This is a genomic window from Koromonas humicola (genome assembly GCF_059726255.1).
This window is the reverse complement of sequence record NZ_AP040873.1, coordinates 339389-358310: the sequence shown is the minus strand read 5'-3', so window position 1 is coordinate 358310 and position 18922 is coordinate 339389. Positions and strand designations below refer to the sequence as shown.

Genomic DNA, 18922 nt, shown 5'->3' with positions numbered 1-18922 from the left:
CTTAGTAGGTGTGATACACGACAGAGAGCAATCGGGGAATAGGTTTATGTCACAGAAGAGTGTGATGGAAGCTTCCTTCGTTTTTGAGGAACAGCCCCACTCAACGAACAGAACGTTGAGTGGGCCACCGAAGCACGCTCAGTTAACGCACGGTGATGGTTCGTGAGTTTTTGCGATATCCGGAGTATTGATCTACGGCAACGACGGTCACGTAATGAGTTCCGGGGGTGAGGGTGAGGCTCGTTGCCATCTGGTTTCCAAGTTTCTGATATTTCTTCACTCCGTCAACCCAGAGTTCAAGTCGTCTCACACCGACTGGCGAGTCTCCGCTTGCGCGGAATACGACGGGATTGGAAACAGTGCTGCCCGCAGCAGGAGTGCAAACGTGCGCGGCAAGCGTACTGGTGCCGGGACTCGAGCACCCTAGCGTTCCGCTCGTGGAGAGAAGTACCTCTAGTTCTCCGCCAGGAAAGTTCGAGGCAATGGCGACGTCGGTTCGTGTATCACGATTGAGGTCGCGGAAGGCAATTTCGGGCGCGGTCGTTCCGGTGAGGTTTTGCGCGGGGCCGAAGGTGCCGTTTCCATTGCCAAAGCGATACGTAATGGCACCCACCCAGACGCTCACGTTAAGCATCGCGAGGTCGGGTTTGAGATCGCCATTCAGATCGGTCGTGTAGAGGATACCTCCGGCGTCGGTGCCCAATTGGGATGAAGAGACAATTTTGAACTGCCGATTGCCCAGGTTTCGATAGACCCAGACGGTGTTCGTACCACAGAAGTTCGTTGGGTCTGAGCAGGGGTGGATGGTGGATACGGCGATATCTTCTCGCGCATCATTGTCGAAGTCTGCCGTCACAAGAGAGTAGAGCGCGTCAGTGTTGGGAGAAGGCAGTTGCAAAGGCGCAGAGAAAGTGCCATCGCCTTTGCCCCACCAGATCTGTGTTTTGGACGGGAGCGCATCAGCGATATCCAGCTTTCCATCGCCATCGATATCGTAGACGGCAGCGTTCTGTATGGAAGTCGGGAGCGAGAGCACCTGTGACGTAGTGAATTTGGCGGAGGCAATGTTCTTGAGAATCTCGATCTGAGAAGGCTTGCCGAATGTGACCTCGACGGCGGCGAGATCCACTCTGCCATCTCCGTTGAAATCACCCGCAACGAAGCGATTGACTGCGCGTTGCGTGACGGGTGCGGTGCCGAGATGAAATGATCCGGTGCCATCATTCACCAACAGTGAATTCTTGTTTACGTTCAGGCCAGCGACAATAATGTCCGGCCACGAGTCCCCGTTGAGATCGGCTGCAACGATCATACCGGCACTGGCCACGGTGTAACTCTTGTACGGCTCGAAGGTTCCATCTCGATGGTTGCGGTAGATGTCCACGGTGCTGGAAGTGGTGCTCTGGTAGTTGGCGACCGCGATGTCGGGATAGCCATCACGGTCGAAATCGGCAATGGCGATGCTGGTAGGAGATCCGCTCGTTGGATAGTTGGCGACTGTGAACTGGAATTGGGCGAACAGGGGGGTGCAGCTAAGCAGGATGAGTCCGCTCAGCCAAGGGTGGCGCGTCATAGGACCTCCAATGATCAACGAGCGATCTGGAGGAATGAAGAGGTTCACTGCAATTCCGGGGTTGCCATTAGGAGTGGATTTATCGCTGGTCGGAGATGGCCAGCGCTAACCCAGAGGAGTGAGCCTCTTGATTACGGTTCGACCACAACGGCGGTCTGAGCGTTTGCCGTGGAGGCTTTCCACTGCCGCAGGCCCATTACGCATAGAACGATGAAGACGGCGTAGAGTCCAGCGGTGAGGTAAAGGGACTTGTAGCAGTAGAGCCCGATGTAAAGCACGTCGGCAACGATCCAGACCATCCAGTTCTCAATGAGCTTGCGGCTGAGCAGGTATTGCGCGGTCAGGCTCAAGGCCGTAGTTGTGGCATCACCCAACGGGACCGTGCTGTCGGTGAAGCGATGGAGGATGAAATACAGGCAGACGGTTGAAATGGCTGTCACGGAGGCAAGCACAACGAATTCCCAGTTGCGGGTGATGCGTGTCGGAATGAGTTCCTGACTGGCTGCATCCTTGCGGAGCCACTTTCTCCATCCATAAACCGAGATCGCGATATAAACGAGTTGCAGGCAGGCGTCGGCGTAGAGTTTGCTTCGCCAAAAAACGATGAAGTAGATGATGTTGTTCGTAATGCCGATGGGCCAATTCCAGATGTTCTGGCGTACGGCAAGCAGCACGCAGACAGCTCCGGTCAGGAAGCCCATGAGTTCGATCAGGTTCATTGCCCTCATGCTAACAGCAAGTCGGCGGGTTTCCGTGCAGGACTGAGCTCGAGCGATGCGGCGCAGCAGGTCTGGTACACTGAGGGCCGCTATTTACGCGCTTTTTCTTACTATGAATACCTTGGAAGCGATCCGCATTGCCCTGCAATCGCTGTGGGCAAACAAGTTGCGATCAGTGCTTACCCTGCTCGGGGTGGTGATCGCCGTGGCAACGGTGATTGCAGTGGAAACCTTTGTCAATGGCATCAATGGCTACGTGGCGGAGAAGATTTTCAATCTGGGCGCAGACGTGTTCATCGTCTCCAAGGCTCCGAACGTAATCACAAACGTCGATCAATACCTGGAATCGCAGAAGAGGAAGGATGTTCACTACGAAGACTTCCTCGCTGTGCAGGAGGCGTGTACCGCTTGCCGCACAGTTGGCGCATCGGCGCGTCAAGGCAACGTGCAAGTGAAGTACAACGAGCAGAACAGCACGGACACGACAGCGCGCGGATGGACTCCGGGGATGAGCGCAATTTACGACTTGGACTTGCAGTCGGGGCGCAACCTGACGGAAGCAGACTTGAACGCAGGCTCGAGCATAGCGGTGATTGGTAGCGACATTGCCGAAAATCTGATGTCAGGCGTGGATCCGCTGGGCAAAGAGATAAGGGTCAATGGGCGCGTCTACACGGTGATTGGCGTAGCAAAGCCCAAGGGCAAGACGTTGGGACAGAGCCAGGACAACTGGGTTGTGATTCCTTTGACGAGCTGGTTCAGCCAATTTGGATCACAGAAATCGCTGAACATTTGGGCGAAAGCTGATGGAGTGGGTGCTCCGCTGGAAGCCGCAATTGACCAGGTGCGAGTAGTGATGAGAGCGCGGCGGCACGATGCTCCGGGGCAGCCCGACAGTTTTGTGGCGGAAACCAACCAGAGCTTTTTGTCGATTTGGGCCGACCTGAGCGGATCGTTCTTCATGGTCGCGGTGGCGCTGGCATCGATTTCGCTGATCGTGGGCGGCGTAGTGATTATGAACATCATGTTGGTATCAGTCACGGAACGAACGCGCGAGATTGGGATAAGGAAAGCGCTGGGAGCGAAGCGCGGCGACGTGATGCGGCAATTCCTGATTGAGTCTTCGACGCTGGCGCTGGTGGGCGGAGCAATTGGGGTGACGTTGGGGATCGTGGTCGCGAAGACTGTGACGATTCTGATTGGGATGCCAAGCAATGTCGAGTTCTGGACGATACTCGCGGGCCTGGTAATGGCTGGGTCGGTGGGAGTGTTCTTCGGGGTGTATCCGGCACAGAAAGCGGCGCGGCTGGACCCGATTGCGGCGTTGAGGTTTGAGCTGTAAGAAGCAAGGTTTCGCGAGGTTGGGGACGGACGCGGAGAAGCCTCTCACGCGGCAGTTGATATTTGAGCTGGGTGGGGATCCTTCCCTGCGCTCAGTATGACACCTTCGTAAATACATCTGAAGTACGGAAGAGAGTTTGTGATGGCATCGCGCGGAGATTTTAAGGAAATTTTGCGATTGGCGTTCACGACGCTGGTGCGCAATAAAATGCGCTCGGGGCTGACCATCCTCGGAATTGTCATCGGCGTGACAACGGTCATTACGATCTCTTCGGTGGTGCGCGGGCTGAACAGCAATGTACAGAACATGGTGCAGCAGATGGGATCGAACATTGTGTTCGCATTCCATATCGATGTGTTCAATTTCGGGCGGCCAACGGCGGAGATGCTAAATCGCAAAGAACTGACCTACGAAGACGCGATCGCCATGAAAGATCTGCCGCATGTGAAGGCCGTGGCTCCTTCGCTGCGCATCATGATGCAGGAATTCGGAGTTGGCAGCTATTCGGTGAAGTACGCCGGAAGGACGGCCAAGAACGCGATTCTCGAAGGCAATACGCCGGATTCGCGAGACGTGTTTGACTATGCCGTTGCGCGTGGGCGTTGGTTCACGCAAGCTGAAGACGATCAGCGCATGCCGGTGGTAGTGCTGGGGTCGGACACCGCAAAGGAATTGTTCGGCGACGGCGATCCTCTTGGCCAGGAGGTGAACGTCGAAGGTGAACTGTTCCGGGTGATCGGCGTGGCGGAACAGAAGAAGAGCGCGTTCAGCGGCGGGTCGAATCCGGAAGACAACATTGTCATGTTCCCGTACCAGACGTTCAAAAAGCTGCATCCGGAGATGAAGCAAAACTGGATTTCGGTGAAGGCCACATCGCAGCCAGACATGGCAAAGGCGATGGACGAGATGCGAGATCTGCTGCGAAGGAAGCGCAGATTGAAGCCGGATCAGCCGGACAATTTCGCCGTGTTCAGCCAGGATTCGATTGTACAAGTGTGGAACCAGGTGACGGGCGGAGTGTTCATCTTCATGTTTGCCGTGTCAAGCGTGGCGCTGATTGTGGGCGGCGTGGGAGTGATGAACATCATGCTGGTGTCGGTGACGGAACGCACGCGAGAAATTGGGGTACGCAAGGCAGTGGGTGCGCGCAAGCACGATGTGCTACTGCAATTCACGCTGGAGGCAATGGTGCTGACGGCGCTGGGTGGCGTGATCGGGATTCTGATTGGAGGCGTGATCACTTACATCATTGCGGCGCTGATGCCTGCGTTACCGGCCACGATGAGTGCGAAGTGGACGGTGTTCGCGTTTAGTTCTTCGGCATTCATTGGGCTGGTGTTTGGGATTTATCCGGCGTGGAAAGCGGCGAATCTGGATCCGATTGAGGCGCTGCGGTACGAGTAGGGACAGGTTACAAGGTTTCACGACGTTGGGTGGTAGGTGACCTTGAACTGCGGTTGAGAGTTGAGCGGAAGTAGGGATCCTTCGCTGACGCTTAGGATGACACCTCAAAAAGATGGGCACGGCGAGAGCCGTGCCCATCTTGCTTTCGGATGATTTCCGTTACTCGTGAACACCGTCCATGAAGGCGCGGAGTTTGCGGGAACGCGAAGGATGGCGCAGTTTGCGCAGAGCCTTGGCTTCGATCTGGCGGATGCGCTCGCGGGTGACGGCGAAGGATTGGCCGACTTCTTCGAGCGTGTGTTCCGAGCCGTCTTCGAGGCCGAAGCGCATCTTGATGACCTTCTCTTCGCGAGGGGTCAGGGTGCGCAGGACTTGCGAGGTCTGGTCCTTGAGGTTCACGTTGATGACGGCCTCGGCGGGCGAGACAACGGCGCGATCCTCGATGAAATCTCCAAGGTGCGAATCTTCTTCTTCGCCGATGGGGGTTTCAAGGGAGATGGGCTCCTGCGCGATCTTCAGGACCTTGCGGACCTTGGCGACAGGAATGTCCATGCGGCGGGCGATCTCTTCCGAAGTTGGCTCGCGGCCTAACTCCTGCACAAGCTGACGGCTGGTGCGGATGAGCTTATTGATGGTCTCGATCATGTGCACCGGAATGCGGATGGTGCGAGCCTGATCGGCGATGGCGCGCGTGATGGCCTGACGAATCCACCAAGTGGCGTAGGTCGAGAACTTGTAGCCGCGGCGGTATTCGAACTTGTCGACGGCCTTCATCAGACCGATGTTGCCTTCCTGAATCAGATCGAGGAACTGCAGACCGCGGTTGGTGTACTTCTTGGCGATGGAAACGACGAGGCGCAGGTTCGCCTCAATGAGCTCGCGCTTGGCGTGCTCGGCATCCATGTCGCCCTGAATGATTTCGCGCTGAGTGCGCTTGAGTTCGCTGAAGACGGCTCCGGCCTCGACCTCGATGCGCTCCATGTCGGTACGCACGGTCTTGATCTGCTTGCGGATTTCCTTCTTCTGCTCTTCGTTCTTGGTGAACTCGCATCGCTTTTCGAGGTTGAGGACCTGACGATCCAAGGCCTTCATGTTCTCGACCGTCTTGTTTACGCGGTCGATGAGGCGCTTGCGCTCCTGGTTGGTAAAGCGCAGATTGCGAATCGAGCGGCTGACCTCAACCTGGGCGCGTCCGAGAGCCCAGTGCAGCTTGCGATAATCTTTAAGTTTCTTTCGATCCTTGCCTGCGGGGCCGAGTTCATTGAGTTTGGCGGCGAGGCCAAGCCCCTTCTTGTAGTGACGGCCGAGGTCATCGATCTTGACCGTGATCTCCTTAAGGCGGCTGTTCATCACCTCATCGGTGATCTCTTCTTCGTCGAAGACCACTACTTCTTTGACGGAACGCACACCACGCTTGAGATCATCGCCGATCGCTAGAACTTCGCGGATCACGATCGCCGAGCGAGAGAGAGACTTGAGAACCCGAATCTGTCCGCGCTCGATGCGCTTCGCGATTTCTACTTCGCCCTCTCGGGTGAGCAGGGGGACAGTGCCCATTTCGCGCAGGTACATGCGAACCGGATCGTTCGTCTTTTCCAACGCACCGGGAGTTAAATCAAGCTCAACGTCATCGGACTCTTCGTCGGGATCGAACTTCTTTTCGGAGGGAAGCTTTGTGTCCTCAAGGACATTAATCCCCTGCGTGCCGATCATTCCGAGCAGGTCGTCGAGGTCGTCGGGAGAGTTGATATCGTTCGGCAGAAGGTCGTTGACCTCGTTATAGGTGAGGAAGCCCTTTTCCTTGCCGGTATCGATCAACTTCTGAATATCTTCGTATTTATCGTCTAGAGCCAAGAGTAATACCCTTCACTGGCGCCGTAGGCAGCCGAAAGAAACAATTGCAGAGGCCGAGGAAGCCTCATAATGCACGCAAGTCGGCCTCCCGGTCGTTTCCCGACCGACGAAGTGCCGCAATAACCTCAAATTTCACCACGCAGTACACGAGTGCCCGCTCCGCTTACGGGCAAAGTCGCCTGTCTAGGCGAGAAGGCCTTAAGCCTTTAGATGGCGGAGAGCTTCCCAAGGTTCGGGAACTTCAACATTTTTGCAGACGGGCTGAGGAAAAGCAAGGTTTGTCACAGGATTGGGCTAGGTTGTGGCAGTCAAGAGCGACAGAAATCTACGGTCGCGAACAAAAAGCAATCTGAAATCAGAATTGCTCCAGAAGTCTTTCGCCGCCCCTAGTTTCGATGCTTTCCAGAGAGTTGAACGACATGCAGGGCAAAGACTCGCGTGGCGGACTGGGAGGAGGCAATGTACTCCATTCCCTGCTCGTAAAACTCGGGCGCGTACTTCTGAACCAGCCACCCCAAGGCTGCCCGCTTGTCCTCACCTTCAAGCTCGCGCACGCTTCCGAAAGCAATGGCGCTCTCGTAGCGCGTGCTGAACATCTCGGGCTGGACTTCCGTTGAGCCAACTACGCAGAAGCTGGCGCGAGGAAAGGCGCTGAGGTGCGCGATCTTGCGTCCTTCTGGCGCGGAATGAAAGTAGATCACCCCGTCGCGGTACACGTAGCTGACCGGCATGCCATAGGGCTCGCCATCAGGCCCGACAGTGCTGAGAATGCCGTATTCACCGCGCAGCAGTATCTGACGAGCTTCGATCTCGTCGGTCGCACGGTCTTGTCGCCGCATAGACCACAGTTGTGCCATTGCTCACCCCCACAGGTTTGCTGGACGGGAATTTTGTCCTGTTTCGGCCATGAATGCAAGCAGGTTCTTTAGACGGACTTAGCGGCAAGCAGAGCGGCGTCGACCTGCTGCTTTTCCTGAAGGAAACGAGCAAGGGACGAAGAATCATTCTTGCGATCAGCCTCGGCGATCTGGCGACGGAGTTCAACTTGTCGATGCTCAAGCTGACGCCGACGCAGCGCCTCGATGGCTCCGTGCAGAAGCTCGGCGGTGAGGGACTCGTGCTCTTTCATGAGGATGGACATGAGCAAATTGCGGTCCTCCTCGGAAATGGGCAACGACATGAGGTCGGCGCCATCGGCAAGGCCTTTGATAATGGCGTCGATCAGTGCCTCGGCGCGAAGCCCTTTATGCAACTGCTCGGAGCTTAGTGTGTAGTATGCCTGTTCAGCCGGGTTGTAGGGCTGCTCCTGCCCATGCTCGTCGAGATAGGTGAAGGCGACCTCGGGACCGCATGTAAGTGCCTGGATCAAAAAGCGCTCGGCCTCGGTAATGGGCGATTCGGGTGGTGGCGTCAGGTGGGTAGAGGTACGGGCGGAAGCCACGTGGCGAAGCTCCTGCCGCAATACGGCTGAGTCGATCTGCAATTTCTGCGACACATCGGCCGCTAGCTCGTCGCGCACAATGCGGCTGGAGACGCGCTGGATATGCGGCAGCAGGTAGTTGATGGCCTTGACCTTGCCTTCGGCAGTGCGGGGGAACTGGGCCTGAGCGCGTTCGATGAGGTAGTCGAAATATTTCTGCGAACCTTGGAGGGCCGCTCCGTACGCCGCGGCTCCCTTGCGGCGGACGTAGAGATCGGGGTCGAAGCCCTGCTCCAGACTTACGACGCGGACCTCGAAATCTTCGCTGACCAGCATTGCGAGAGAACGCTCTGCGGCATTGGCTCCGGCGGTGTCAGGGTCGAAATTAACAACGATCTTTTTGCTGAATCGAGCCAGTAGGCGGGCCTGCGCTTCTGTGAACGCGGTGCCGCTGGAGGCGATAACGTTGTGGTATCCGGCGTTGAACACCGAGATGCAGTCCATTTGGCCTTCGACAAGGATGATGTAGTCGAGGCGGCGGATTGCTTCCTTTGCCAAATGCAAGTTGAAGAGCACGTGAGACTTGCTGTAGATCGGCGTCTCGGGAGAATTCAGATACTTGGGGCCAGCTTTCTCATCCGTGGCGAGGGTGCGTCCGGTGAAAGCGATGACCTTGCCGCTTTCGTTGCAGATGGGGAACATCACCCGATTGCGAAACTTGCTGTAAAGAGCTGCGGGCGCGGGACGGGATGCTTCGCTGGTGCGCGAGTCTTCCCTATCTTTCCAACTGAATAACCCGCTTTCGCGGAGTGCGTCTTCGTCGGCGAAGCCCTTGAGCTTGTCGCGAAGTAGGAAGCCGGATTCGGGGGCAAATCCAATGCGGAAACGAGCTATGGCCTCGTCGTCGAGTCCGCGCCCATGCAGATATTCTCGGGCGGCGGCACCCTCTGGACGGCGAAGCTGTTCCTGAAACCACTGGCAGGCGGCTTCGTGGAGATCGAGCAGAAGGCCGCGAGTGCGCGCCTCCTTGGCTTCCTGAGGTGAACTGAACTGCACCTTGGGCGCAGCGATGCCGAGCTTTTGGGCAACGGCACGTACGGCCTCAGGGAAGGTAATGTTTTCGATTTTCTGAATGAAGGTGAACACATCGCCCGACACGCCGCAGCCGAAGCAGTGGAAGTACTGTCGGCTGGCGTGAACAGAGAACGATGGAGTCTTCTCGCCATGGAACGGGCAGAGGCCGGAGAAGTTCTGGGCTCCCGATTTGCGCAGCTTTACATACTCGCCAATGACGCGAACGATGTCAGCCTGCTGCTTGACCTGATATGCGAAGTCTCCGGGATTAGCCACGGTTACTAGTCTGCCCCAAGGAGAAGCCGAAAAGGCGCTGGAAGCTGTGGAAAACCTGTGAGTATGGGGGTTTTTGCCCTGAGGGGGTGTGCAAAAGTGCGACTGTATTGGTGCATGTAAATGTCACAAATACTTCTAGCTCGATGTCGGCGCTGGCCTTAGCCGCAGTTCAGTCGCTCAGCCAGCCTCGGGAACAGGCATCATCGACAATGGCCATGACGACCGACCAAAGGTCGGGGAGGCCCGTGCGAATCGGTTCCATGCGGGCCAGAACCTTGTCGCGAGTGACCTCATGGCTGCGCCAGGAGCCTCCGCCGGTGCGGGAATTGAGCAATAGGGGCTGGAGTCGGTCGAGCGCGTTGGCATAGCGGGATTCGGGAGTGGAGAAGGCCTCGAACTCATCCCAAAGCGCACGTACTTCGCTGGCTTGGGAGGCGGGGAGCAGACCAAACAGTCGATTGGCAGCAAGACGCTCGCGCTCATCCTTGTCGGAGTAGCCGACAGCGTCATAGGCGAAGGTGTCTCCGGCATCGATCTCAACGATGTCGTGGACGAGAAGCATACCGACTACGCGTGAGACATTCACTGGCTCAGGAGCGTACTCGGACAACAAGGACGCCATCACGGCGATGTGCCACGAATGTTCGGCAGTGTTCTCCTGACGGCGGTCGGGACCGGAGATAGGGGTTTGCCGCAGAATGCGTTTCAGCTTGTCGATTTCCAGGATGAAATTGATCTGCTGCTCAAGTCTGGTTGTCATGGATAGAGACATTCTAAAACGTGAAGCACAGTTGAGGCATTTTTCTCCCGCGGCAAGCGAAGTGGCTCTGGCGTGATTTGACGTATCGAGGTGGAGTTGGATTGGCTCGAACGGGGACAAGACTTTTAACAATTGCGACAACAGATTTGAGCAGCCCCGTTCCCCGATTTGTCCATCGTCGTCATAGCAGGTAATGCGCTGACCGCCTTGGATGGGGCGAGCGTAAATCCAAGATTGGGTGCAAACAGGATGCAATCAAAGGTGTATCAAGGAGAGCGAGAAGATCGCGTAACCGGTGCAATCGAGTCTCAAACCTCTAAAATTCCATCGAGCGCTTACCTCGGCATGGCGATTGGTTCGATGGCCATTTCAGCTACATTGAAAATTATGCGGCGAGACGATTGGGCGCTGTTCGTGGGACAGTGGGCTGCACCGTTCCTGCTGCTGGGCGTCTACAACAAGATGGTGAAACAACACGGCTCCGACGCTTGGAGCGAAGCAGCTTAACGCGCAGAATGCAAGATGCGCGGCGGGAAACCCTGCCGCGCAATTAAATCCAAACCAGATCACAATCCCATTGAACCTCTACATGCATTCTTCCGATCTAGTGGCACGCGAGAGCTGCCGCTGCATCTTCGTCTTAGTTTCTGGCGAACTCTGTTCCAACCTGAACTTACTCACGATCATCCATACCCGAACTGCAATCGCCCGCTCGATGGGTGTGCAAAGGAAAGACCCCGTATGGATTGGAAGACCTTTGGTTCTGGCTGGAGACGCGCCTTTGCTGCTGTTGCTTTGATTGTTTGCCTCCCTTCCCTGCTTGCCCATGCAGCAGACGATGCCGCTGTCGTGGCGGTGAACAGCACGAACATTTCCCGAACGCAACCACTGCCCACGCGGCCGTTTTCGAAGTGGGCACTTGGAATTTCTGCCGGCACTATGGGTCCGGGCTTCGAATTGGTGACGCCGCTGAGCAGTCGCTCGAACCTGCGACTGGACGGGCATTTTCTCAGCATCTCGGCTGACCTGAAACGCGATAGCGTGGCATACGATGGAAGGCTCCGCACAGGGGACCTGCGCTTCTCGTATGACGTGTATCCATTTCGTCACGGCTTTAGAGTGAGCACGGGCATGATGGCCTTCCACCAGGTGAACGCGCGTGCAGTGGCGCTGGTAGGGGGTGGGCGCACGATCACCTTCAACGACACCGATTACTACAGCAGCACGAAAGATCCTCTGCATGGCTTTGGCAGAATTGGGCTGTCGCGCAAAGTGGCTCCGACAATCACTTTCGGATGGGGCAATGCGATTTCGCGGAGCAAACGGCACTTCACATTTCCAGTTGAGGTGGGCGTCGCTTTCGCAGGAACACCGCGCTTTGACCTGACGATGGAAGGAAGCGCGTGCAGCACGCCAGATCCGAGGACGTGCGCGGCAGTGAAATCGTATGAGGATTTCCAAACCGACCTGAATGCAGAAGAGAGGAAGATCAATCGCAACATTGAGCCGCTCAGGTTCTATCCCATCGTGAACTTCGGCGTGATGTATCGATTCTGAGATTCTGCAGGAGAAGGAAAGTAACGCACCTCTAGCCCACTGATCATAGAGGTGCGCTCGTGTGACAGAACTTGGTTCCTTATACCTTGAGTTCGACTTCCGTGGCACCACCGCCGCCCTGGTTCTGCGGAGGTTCGGTGACGTTGATGACTTGTGGATGGTGCTTGAGGTAGTCGCGCAGGGCGCGGCGCAGGATGCCCATGCCAGATCCATGCACGATGCGGATGTGCGAGAGTCCGGCAAGGAAGGCACGGTCAACAAACTTCTCGACCTCGGCGGTGGCTTCGTCAACGTTGTGTCCGATGACATTGAGTTCGGTGGGCGCGGACTCGTCTTCGTCGCGCAGGCGGACGTTGATACCTTTGCTGCGCGCGGCTTGGACGGGATTGTTGCCGGCTTGTCCGATGACGGCGGCTATGTCGTCGAGCGGCACGCGCATCTTCATGGGGCCGACCTGGACTTCAATGGCTTCGTCGTCGAGTTTGCGTACTACCTTGCCGCTGCGTCCGATGGATTTGAGTTGCACCATGTCGCCGACCGCAACGCGGGAGACGACGTGAGGACGAGCGTTCTCATCTCCACGATCGGCTCCGGTGGTGTGCGCGACAACGGCTTGATTGAACTGCTCGCGGAACTCGCGGCGGGCTTTGGCGATGCGGCGCTCGGCTTCTTTACTTAACTTTTGCGCGGCGGCACGATCCTGCACGGCAGAGACTGCTTCGCGGGCGTGGTACTCGAAATCGCGCATGAGCGAATCCAGCTTCTTCTCTAGCTCACGGATCTTATCGCGCTGCTCCTTGAGGCCCTCGGCTTCAAGCCGGGAGCGCTCGCGGGCAATTTCCTGCTCACGCTGGCGAATCTGGAGGCGCTCGTTCTGGATATCGCGCAGATCGGAGTGAAGGCGATCGAGGAAGCCCGCAATATCCTGTGTCTGGGTGCTGAGGCGTTGACGGGCGTCGAGAATGATTTCGCGGTTGAGACCGATCTGCTGCGCGATGTTGATTCCGGCAGATGCGCCGGGGACGCCAACGCGAAGCTCGTAGGTGGGTGCGAGAGTTTTTTCATCGAACCCGACGGCAGCGTTAAGCACACCGGGCGAATTGGTCGCGTAGATTTTGAGCGCCGTGTGGTGCGTAGAAATGATGGTGAGCGAACCACGGCGGCGGAAGTGTTCGGCGATGGCGACGGCGAGCGCGGCACCTTCTTCGGGATCGGTGGCGGAGCCGAGTTCGTCGAGCAGCACGAGGGACCGCGAAGTGGCGGTGTGGGAGATAAAGTCGATATTGGTGACGTGCGCGGAGAACGTGGACAGGTTCTGTTCGATGGATTGCGAGTCGCCGATGTCCGCAAGTACGGCGTCACAGATGGGGAGATCGGCGCGCTCGGCAGGCACGGGGATTCCGGCCTGAGCCATGAGCACGAGCAGGCCCGCAGTTTTGAGCGAAACGGTTTTGCCGCCGGTGTTGGGGCCGCTGATGATGAGCTGGCGCTGACGGCGGTCCATCTCAAGCGTGAGTGGAACGACAGACTTACTGCGCGAGCGCAGATTGCGCTCCATGACAGGATGCCGGGCGTTAATGAGAATGAGCGAGTTGGCGCTGTCCTCGGTGAGCAGCTTGACGCGGGTGCACTGGTACTGTTCGGCGAAACGCGCTTTGGCAAATTGGAGTTCGAGTTCGCGCAGGACATCGACGGAGGCGAGAATGGCTTCCGACTGTTGGCCGATGCGCGAAGTCATCTCGACGAGGATGCGCTGAATCTCGGCCTGTTCGTCTTCGAGGAGGCGCACGAGTTCGTTGTTCTGCTCGATGGTCTCGAGAGGCTCGACAAACACGGTCTGCCCGCTGGAACTGGCACCATGAACGACGCCCTGGACGCGACGTTTTTGCTCGGTTTTAACCGGGATGACGAAGCGATCGCCGCGAATGGTGACCAACTCATCCTGCAGCGCATCGCCTTCGGAGAGGCGGCGGAGGAAGCTGCGAAGGGAGTTCTGGATGGAGCGGCGCTGCTTCTCGATTTCGCGTCGGATGCTGGTGAGTGCGGGCGAAGCATTGTCATCAAGCGTGCCGTCGGGCGAGAGCTTGTTGGCGAAGTAGCGGAGGAGCGGCGTGAAATCCGCGATGGCCGACGAAAGCTCTTCGATGGCTGGCCATGGATCCCTCATTGCTTGCGGCGGATGAGCAGCGGTTTCGCGCCACTCGGCGGCGCGGTCCATAAGCAGGATGACGTCACGAAGTTCGGTGGTCTCGAGTGTGGCTCCGCTGATGCGGGCGCGCTGCACTAGCTGCGTTGGATCGATGAGCCCGCCGAAATCAAAGCGTCCGCCGGCGCGGAGGAACGCACGCACTTCAGCTGTGAGCTGCTGCTGACGGTCGATCCAGTCCGCATCAGTAGTGGACACGAGGTCATTGACTGCTTCTTGGCCGAGTTCACTCTGGCAAAATCCACGAACAATGTCGCGGAGACGCTCGAACTCAAGGGCAGTAGCGCTGGTATGGAGAAGCGGTGTGGGCATGATCAAGGTTTCGCGAGGTTGCGCAGGTGAGCAAGGTTTCGCGAGGTTGAAACCTGCGAAGGCTGCTTCAGCGCGTGTTCCTCTACCGCCATTATCGCAGACGGAGGAGTCTGGCCGGGAGGCTTAACGGATGGACCTGCCGCCTCACAGAAAAGGCGTCACCTCAATGAAACTGGATTCATTTTAGTCGGAGGCTAGCTATGGACAGCCGAGGATGTGAAAGCTACTCTGTTGGGACTCGCGGCTGGAGGCACCAATCATGGACAAGAACGCTATTCTCATTCAACTCTCCGAGTCGGACAGGACGAAGTTTGGTAAAGAGGACTTCAGCACACAGTCCATTCCCCAGAAGGTCTTTTCTGCTATTTGGGCGGTCGAGTCGGAAGTTAACAATGGCGGATTTTCACAATATTTCCTGAACAACAGTTGTGAGACGGCAGGATTTGTTGTCGAGGCCCTTGAGACAATTGGCGCGCCACAAACTGCTGAAATATGCAGGCGTGCAATCCTTGCCGCGTTCCCAGGTGGACTACCGGAAAATCAGGATGAGATCAGTTCGGCTGCTGCTGATTTCTCCGATGAGATCGAGGAGATGCTCGACGCACTCGACCGGGAGTTCTACGCCTATCCGCACGACCTGACAGGATTACTGTTCGCCTATGTATCGAGGCACCCTGAAGAGTTCGGAGAAGTGCCGACGGCGTAGACGTAAGCGATAGCCCGAGCTCTGAAATCGTCGACCTGCAGCAGCTCTAAAAACAAGCAGATAAAACAGACAGCAGCTGGCAAAGCTTGGCCTTCGCTGGTCTCGCGATACGCTTCATTGTGCCTGGGAGGCTAAGTGTTTGATCAGGCTAGATGTATGTCATCGCTGGAAATGCGGCGCTCGTTTTCGGGAGCGCGGGCGGGAGTGTCTTGATTGGCGGATGTGGGTTCGGAGATTTCAGGAAGCAGGTCGTGGATGGATTCCAGCCAGAGCATTTGCGAGCGAAAAAGTTCCCCGAAGGTGCGCGAGGCGAGCGTCATCACTTCATCGAGCGAGGGGCGCAGGCCGGTTTCGAATTCGATGGAGGTCACGGGCTTGGTGAGTCCACAGGGGACGATCAGTTTGAAGAAATCGAGGTCGGTTGTGACGTTGAGAGCAAAGCCGTGGGAGGTGACTCCGCGCGAGACGTGGACACCGATGGCTGCGATCTTGCGCTCAGAGGGGTGAGGAGTGAATTGCGCGTTCCCATCTGAGTTCTTCTCATCGCCGAGAGGGACGTAGTCGCGGTTCATGGGGCGCGGCGTTAAGCGTGGAGGCGGGGTGGCGTGGGTCCAGACGCCGGTCATGCCCGCAATGCGCTGGGTTTCGATCGTGTACTGGGCGCAGATGCGCATGAGGACGTCTTCGAGGCGGCGCACGTATTCGATGACTCCGAGCTTTGGGACGAATGAGCGCAGGTCAAAGATCGGGTAGGCAACGAGTTGTCCGGGGCCGTGGAAGGTGACGTCTCCGCCGCGATTAATGTCGAAGACCTCGACACCGCGCGAGGCAAGAGATTCGCGAGGGGCAACGATGTTGGTTTCGTGAGCGTTGCGTCCGAGCGTGATGACCGGCGCGTGCTCTACAAAGAGAAGAACGTTGGGAACACGATCCTGCTTACGCAGTTCGACGAGGGTTTCCTGAAGGTGGAGCGCGGTGGCGTAATCGCAACGACCGAGGTTGAGGACGGAGATCATGCTGTAGATAGGATACTCGCCGGAGGAAAACGATGCGGTGTCGTGTCGCTGTGCTCGCTTTTGAGCATGCGGAGCGAAGGACGGTGGCAGAAATGCCTTCGCGACGGCAGTGGACGGCGCTAGGATCCTTCGCTGCGCTCAGGATGACACCTTGAAGGCAAAGGCCAAGAGCGAGAGCAAAGGTAGGGGCAAGAACAAAGGCAAGAGGAAGAGCAAAGCAACTACCCCACCCTAAACTCAGAAGCGAGTTTAGGATGGGGCACCCTGGAGTGTTTCCTTTGCTTGGAGTGTTCTCCTTCGCGCAGTGACATTACTGCGGCAGGACGAGGACGTTGACGTGCGATTCGTGGGCGCCGGAATGGTAGATGCGCTCGGTGGCCTTCTGGAAGTCAGAGGGCTTGGCGAGGTAGATGTTCGGAACAAACTTCTGCGGGTTGAGATCTACGAGCGGGAACCATGTGCTCTGGATCTGGATCATGATGCGATGGCCCTGGCGGAAGGTGTGATTCACGTCAGGCATTTCATATGCGATTTTCGTCACCTTGTTGGGCTCGAAGGGCTCGGGCTTTTCGTAGCTATTGCGGAAGCGGCCACGGAAGAGTTCGCCGCGCACGAGTTGCTGATATCCGCCAAGGTGGACATCTTTGAGGTTCTTGTCATTGTCGGGGTAGTCGTTGGGATACACGTCAATGAGTTTCACGACAAAGTCGGAGTCAGTGCCCGAAGTTGAGACAAACAGTTCGGGGTGCAGGGGCCCGGCGAAAGTGACGTCCCCGGTGAGCGGCGCGGTCTCGTAAACGAGTACGTCGGTGCGACGTCCGGGTTGGCGCTGATCGTCAGTCATGTACTCGCGCGTCATGCCTGTTTCAGTGGCCGTTGTGAAGGGCACGGGCTTCGCGGGATCGCTGATGTATTCATCGAACTCGCTTCCAGCGGCGGGCTTTTCAAAACTAAGTTGGCCGTTCGGTCCGAGATAGAGAGCGGCGGCTTTTGCCTGCTTGGGAGGCCATGCGTCATAGCGCTTCCATTCGTTGGTTCCGGTTTCGAAGACATAAGCCTCAGGAAGTTGCGGATCGGAAGTGCCCTTCAGATTATGTTCGAAGAACGGGAACTCGATTTTCTCGCGATAGAAAATGCTCTGCTTGCCGTTGAACCAGACATTGCCGAGATGGTCTCCGTCACCACGTGCCCAGCCACCGTGGAACCATGGGCCCATGACGAGTTTCACATCTCCGTCGGGACTCTGCGAATTTGCTGACTTGTAGGTGTGCAACGCGCCCCAGAGATCTTCTGCATCAAACCATCCGCCTACGGTGAGCATGGCGGGTTTGATCTTGCGCAGGAATTGCGGAGTGGAACGTGCGCGCCAGAACTGATCGTAGTCGGGATGCTGAATGATCTCGTCCCACCAGGCAACCTTGTTGTGGTAAAACTTCGCGTCCACATTCGAGAGTGGCTCAACGCCAAGGAAGAAGCTGTAGCCATCGGGGGTTCCGTGCTCGATGTGCTCAGCCCACTTTGTAGTCAGCTCAGGACGCGGCTGTCCGAAGGTGTACATGAAGTTGAACATGTGCGGCAGATAGAGTGCGCCGTTGTGATGGAAATCGTCTCCGATAAACCAGTCCGCAATCGGCGCCTGCGGAGAAACGGCCTTGAGCGCGGGGTGCGCATCGATGGCGGCCATGGAGGAGTAGAAACCTGGATAGGAAATACCCCAGACTCCGACGCGTCCGTTGTTGTAGCGGACGTTCTTCACAAGCCAGTCGATGCTGTCGTAGGTATCGCTGGACTCATCGATGTCCTTTGGCGATTTCTTGTCGGCAATGTAGGGACGCATGTCCACAAACGTGCCTTCGCTCATGAACTTTCCGCGCACGTCCTGATAGACAAAGATGTACTTGGAGCGAGCGAAGAGCTCGGAGGGGCCGAGCGCGGTCTTGAACTGATCGACGCCGTAGGGCGCAACCGTGTAGGGAGTGCGATCAAAAAGAATTGGATACGTGTGCTGCTCGCTTGCGTCCTTGGGCACGTAAACACTGGTGAACAGATGAACGCCATCACGCATCGGGATGCGGTATTCGTACTTGGTGTAGTTTTCCTTGATCCACTCGCCGAGTTCGTCGGGCTTTTTGTCAGGCGCAGCCTGAGCAATCGAAAACAGAGCAAACGTGCAGAAAAGCAACAGCGCCGCAAGGCGGCGGCAACGGGCGCGAGCAGTATTCAATTCTTCCTCCGATGTGCGGGTGCCAGTGAACCACAATTAAAACACTGAAGGAATGTGGTGATCAAAAAACCGCGGAGGTGAGCGATGAACGCCGACGATTTTCGACGAATTGCGCTAAGTCTGGAAGGCGCGGAAGAGGGCTCACACATGGGAGCGGTCGACTTTCGTGTGGGAGGGCGGATCTTCGCTACCCTTGCATCGGAGAAGGAAGGTTTCGGCAACCTGATGCTGACACCAGAGCAGCAGACCGCATATGTCGAAGAGCGTCCTGACTTATTTCTGCCTGTGAAAGGCGGATGGGGCAAGATGGGCATCACGCACATTCGTCTGGCGGAAGCGACAGAGGACGTGATGCACGGAGCGCTGGTCGAGGCTTGGAGGGTGAGAAGAAAAAAGAATCAAAACAAGAAGAAGAGTGCGTGAAGCCGGAAAACCTGCAACATCAAGTGAATTGAGGAAAGCACCCGATGACCCTGACC

General features: G+C 57.0%; 15 protein-coding genes. 6 read left to right on the top strand and 9 right to left on the bottom strand.

What is annotated here, in order from left to right:
- Positions 1-142: 142 nt before the first annotated feature.
- Complete coding sequence (locus tag AC6IZD_RS01540; RefSeq protein ID WP_497785919.1) at positions 143-1573, bottom strand: FG-GAP-like repeat-containing protein; 1431 nt, start codon at positions 1571-1573, stop codon at positions 143-145.
- A gap of 131 nt (positions 1574-1704) precedes the next feature.
- A complete protein-coding gene (pnuC, locus tag AC6IZD_RS01535; RefSeq protein WP_497785918.1) occupies positions 1705-2292 on the bottom strand; it encodes a nicotinamide riboside transporter PnuC in 588 nt (195 codons plus the stop codon).
- 112 nt (positions 2293-2404) lie between these two features.
- Between pnuC and AC6IZD_RS01530 the strand changes: the two genes are divergently transcribed.
- A complete protein-coding gene (locus AC6IZD_RS01530; RefSeq protein WP_497785917.1) occupies positions 2405-3634 on the top strand; it encodes an ABC transporter permease in 1230 nt (409 codons plus the stop codon).
- A gap of 141 nt (positions 3635-3775) precedes the next feature.
- Positions 3776-5038 (top strand): ABC transporter permease, encoded by a 1263-nt coding sequence (locus tag AC6IZD_RS01525; RefSeq protein WP_497785916.1) that lies wholly within the window; start codon positions 3776-3778, stop codon positions 5036-5038.
- 159 nt (positions 5039-5197) lie between these two features.
- Here the strand turns inward: AC6IZD_RS01525 and rpoD are convergent, their stop codons facing one another.
- The 4 genes from rpoD to AC6IZD_RS01505 all read right to left on the bottom strand — a co-directional run bounded on the left by rpoD (position 5198) and on the right by AC6IZD_RS01505 (position 10422).
- On the bottom strand, positions 5198-6892 hold the full coding sequence (gene rpoD / locus AC6IZD_RS01520) for an RNA polymerase sigma factor RpoD (protein WP_497785915.1): 1695 nt from the start codon (positions 6890-6892) through the stop codon (positions 5198-5200).
- A 386-nt stretch (positions 6893-7278) separates the two neighbouring features.
- Positions 7279-7749, bottom strand: a complete 471-nt coding sequence (locus tag AC6IZD_RS01515; protein ID WP_497785914.1) for a pyridoxamine 5'-phosphate oxidase family protein — start codon at positions 7747-7749, stop codon at positions 7279-7281.
- A gap of 68 nt (positions 7750-7817) precedes the next feature.
- A complete protein-coding gene (gene dnaG, locus AC6IZD_RS01510; RefSeq protein ID WP_497785913.1) occupies positions 7818-9662 on the bottom strand; it encodes a DNA primase in 1845 nt (614 codons plus the stop codon).
- A gap of 169 nt (positions 9663-9831) precedes the next feature.
- On the bottom strand, positions 9832-10422 hold the full coding sequence (locus AC6IZD_RS01505; RefSeq protein ID WP_497785912.1) for an HD domain-containing protein: 591 nt from the start codon (positions 10420-10422) through the stop codon (positions 9832-9834).
- Between the two features lie 249 nt (positions 10423-10671).
- On the opposite strand from AC6IZD_RS01505, the gene AC6IZD_RS01500 reads away from it, so the two are divergent.
- Positions 10672-10929, top strand: a complete 258-nt coding sequence (locus AC6IZD_RS01500) for a hypothetical protein (RefSeq protein ID WP_497785911.1) — start codon at positions 10672-10674, stop codon at positions 10927-10929.
- 234 nt (positions 10930-11163) lie between these two features.
- Positions 11164-11979 (top strand): hypothetical protein, encoded by an 816-nt coding sequence (locus tag AC6IZD_RS01495; protein ID WP_497785910.1) that lies wholly within the window; start codon positions 11164-11166, stop codon positions 11977-11979.
- A gap of 79 nt (positions 11980-12058) precedes the next feature.
- On the opposite strand, the gene AC6IZD_RS01490 is transcribed toward AC6IZD_RS01495, so the two are convergent.
- Positions 12059-14497 (bottom strand): endonuclease MutS2, encoded by a 2439-nt coding sequence (locus AC6IZD_RS01490; protein WP_497785909.1) that lies wholly within the window; start codon positions 14495-14497, stop codon positions 12059-12061.
- Between the two features lie 259 nt (positions 14498-14756).
- On the opposite strand from AC6IZD_RS01490, the gene AC6IZD_RS01485 reads away from it, so the two are divergent.
- Positions 14757-15203, top strand: coding sequence for a DMP19 family protein (locus AC6IZD_RS01485; RefSeq protein ID WP_497785908.1), 447 nt, complete (start codon positions 14757-14759; stop codon positions 15201-15203).
- 143 nt (positions 15204-15346) lie between these two features.
- Here the strand turns inward: AC6IZD_RS01485 and lipB are convergent, their stop codons facing one another.
- Both lipB and AC6IZD_RS01475 read right to left on the bottom strand, forming a co-directional pair.
- Positions 15347-16219, bottom strand: a complete 873-nt coding sequence (lipB, locus tag AC6IZD_RS01480; protein ID WP_497785907.1) for a lipoyl(octanoyl) transferase LipB — start codon at positions 16217-16219, stop codon at positions 15347-15349.
- A gap of 310 nt (positions 16220-16529) precedes the next feature.
- The gene (locus tag AC6IZD_RS01475; RefSeq protein ID WP_497785906.1) at positions 16530-18443 is read right to left on the bottom strand and encodes a CocE/NonD family hydrolase; all 1914 of its coding nucleotides are present in this window, start codon (positions 18441-18443) and stop codon (positions 16530-16532) included.
- Between the two features lie 84 nt (positions 18444-18527).
- Here AC6IZD_RS01475 and AC6IZD_RS01470 point away from each other — a divergent pair, with 84 nt between their 5' ends.
- Positions 18528-18866: an MmcQ/YjbR family DNA-binding protein gene (locus AC6IZD_RS01470; protein ID WP_497785905.1), complete on the top strand. Its 339-nt coding sequence runs from the start codon at positions 18528-18530 to the stop codon at positions 18864-18866.
- Positions 18867-18922: the final 56 nt, after the last annotated feature.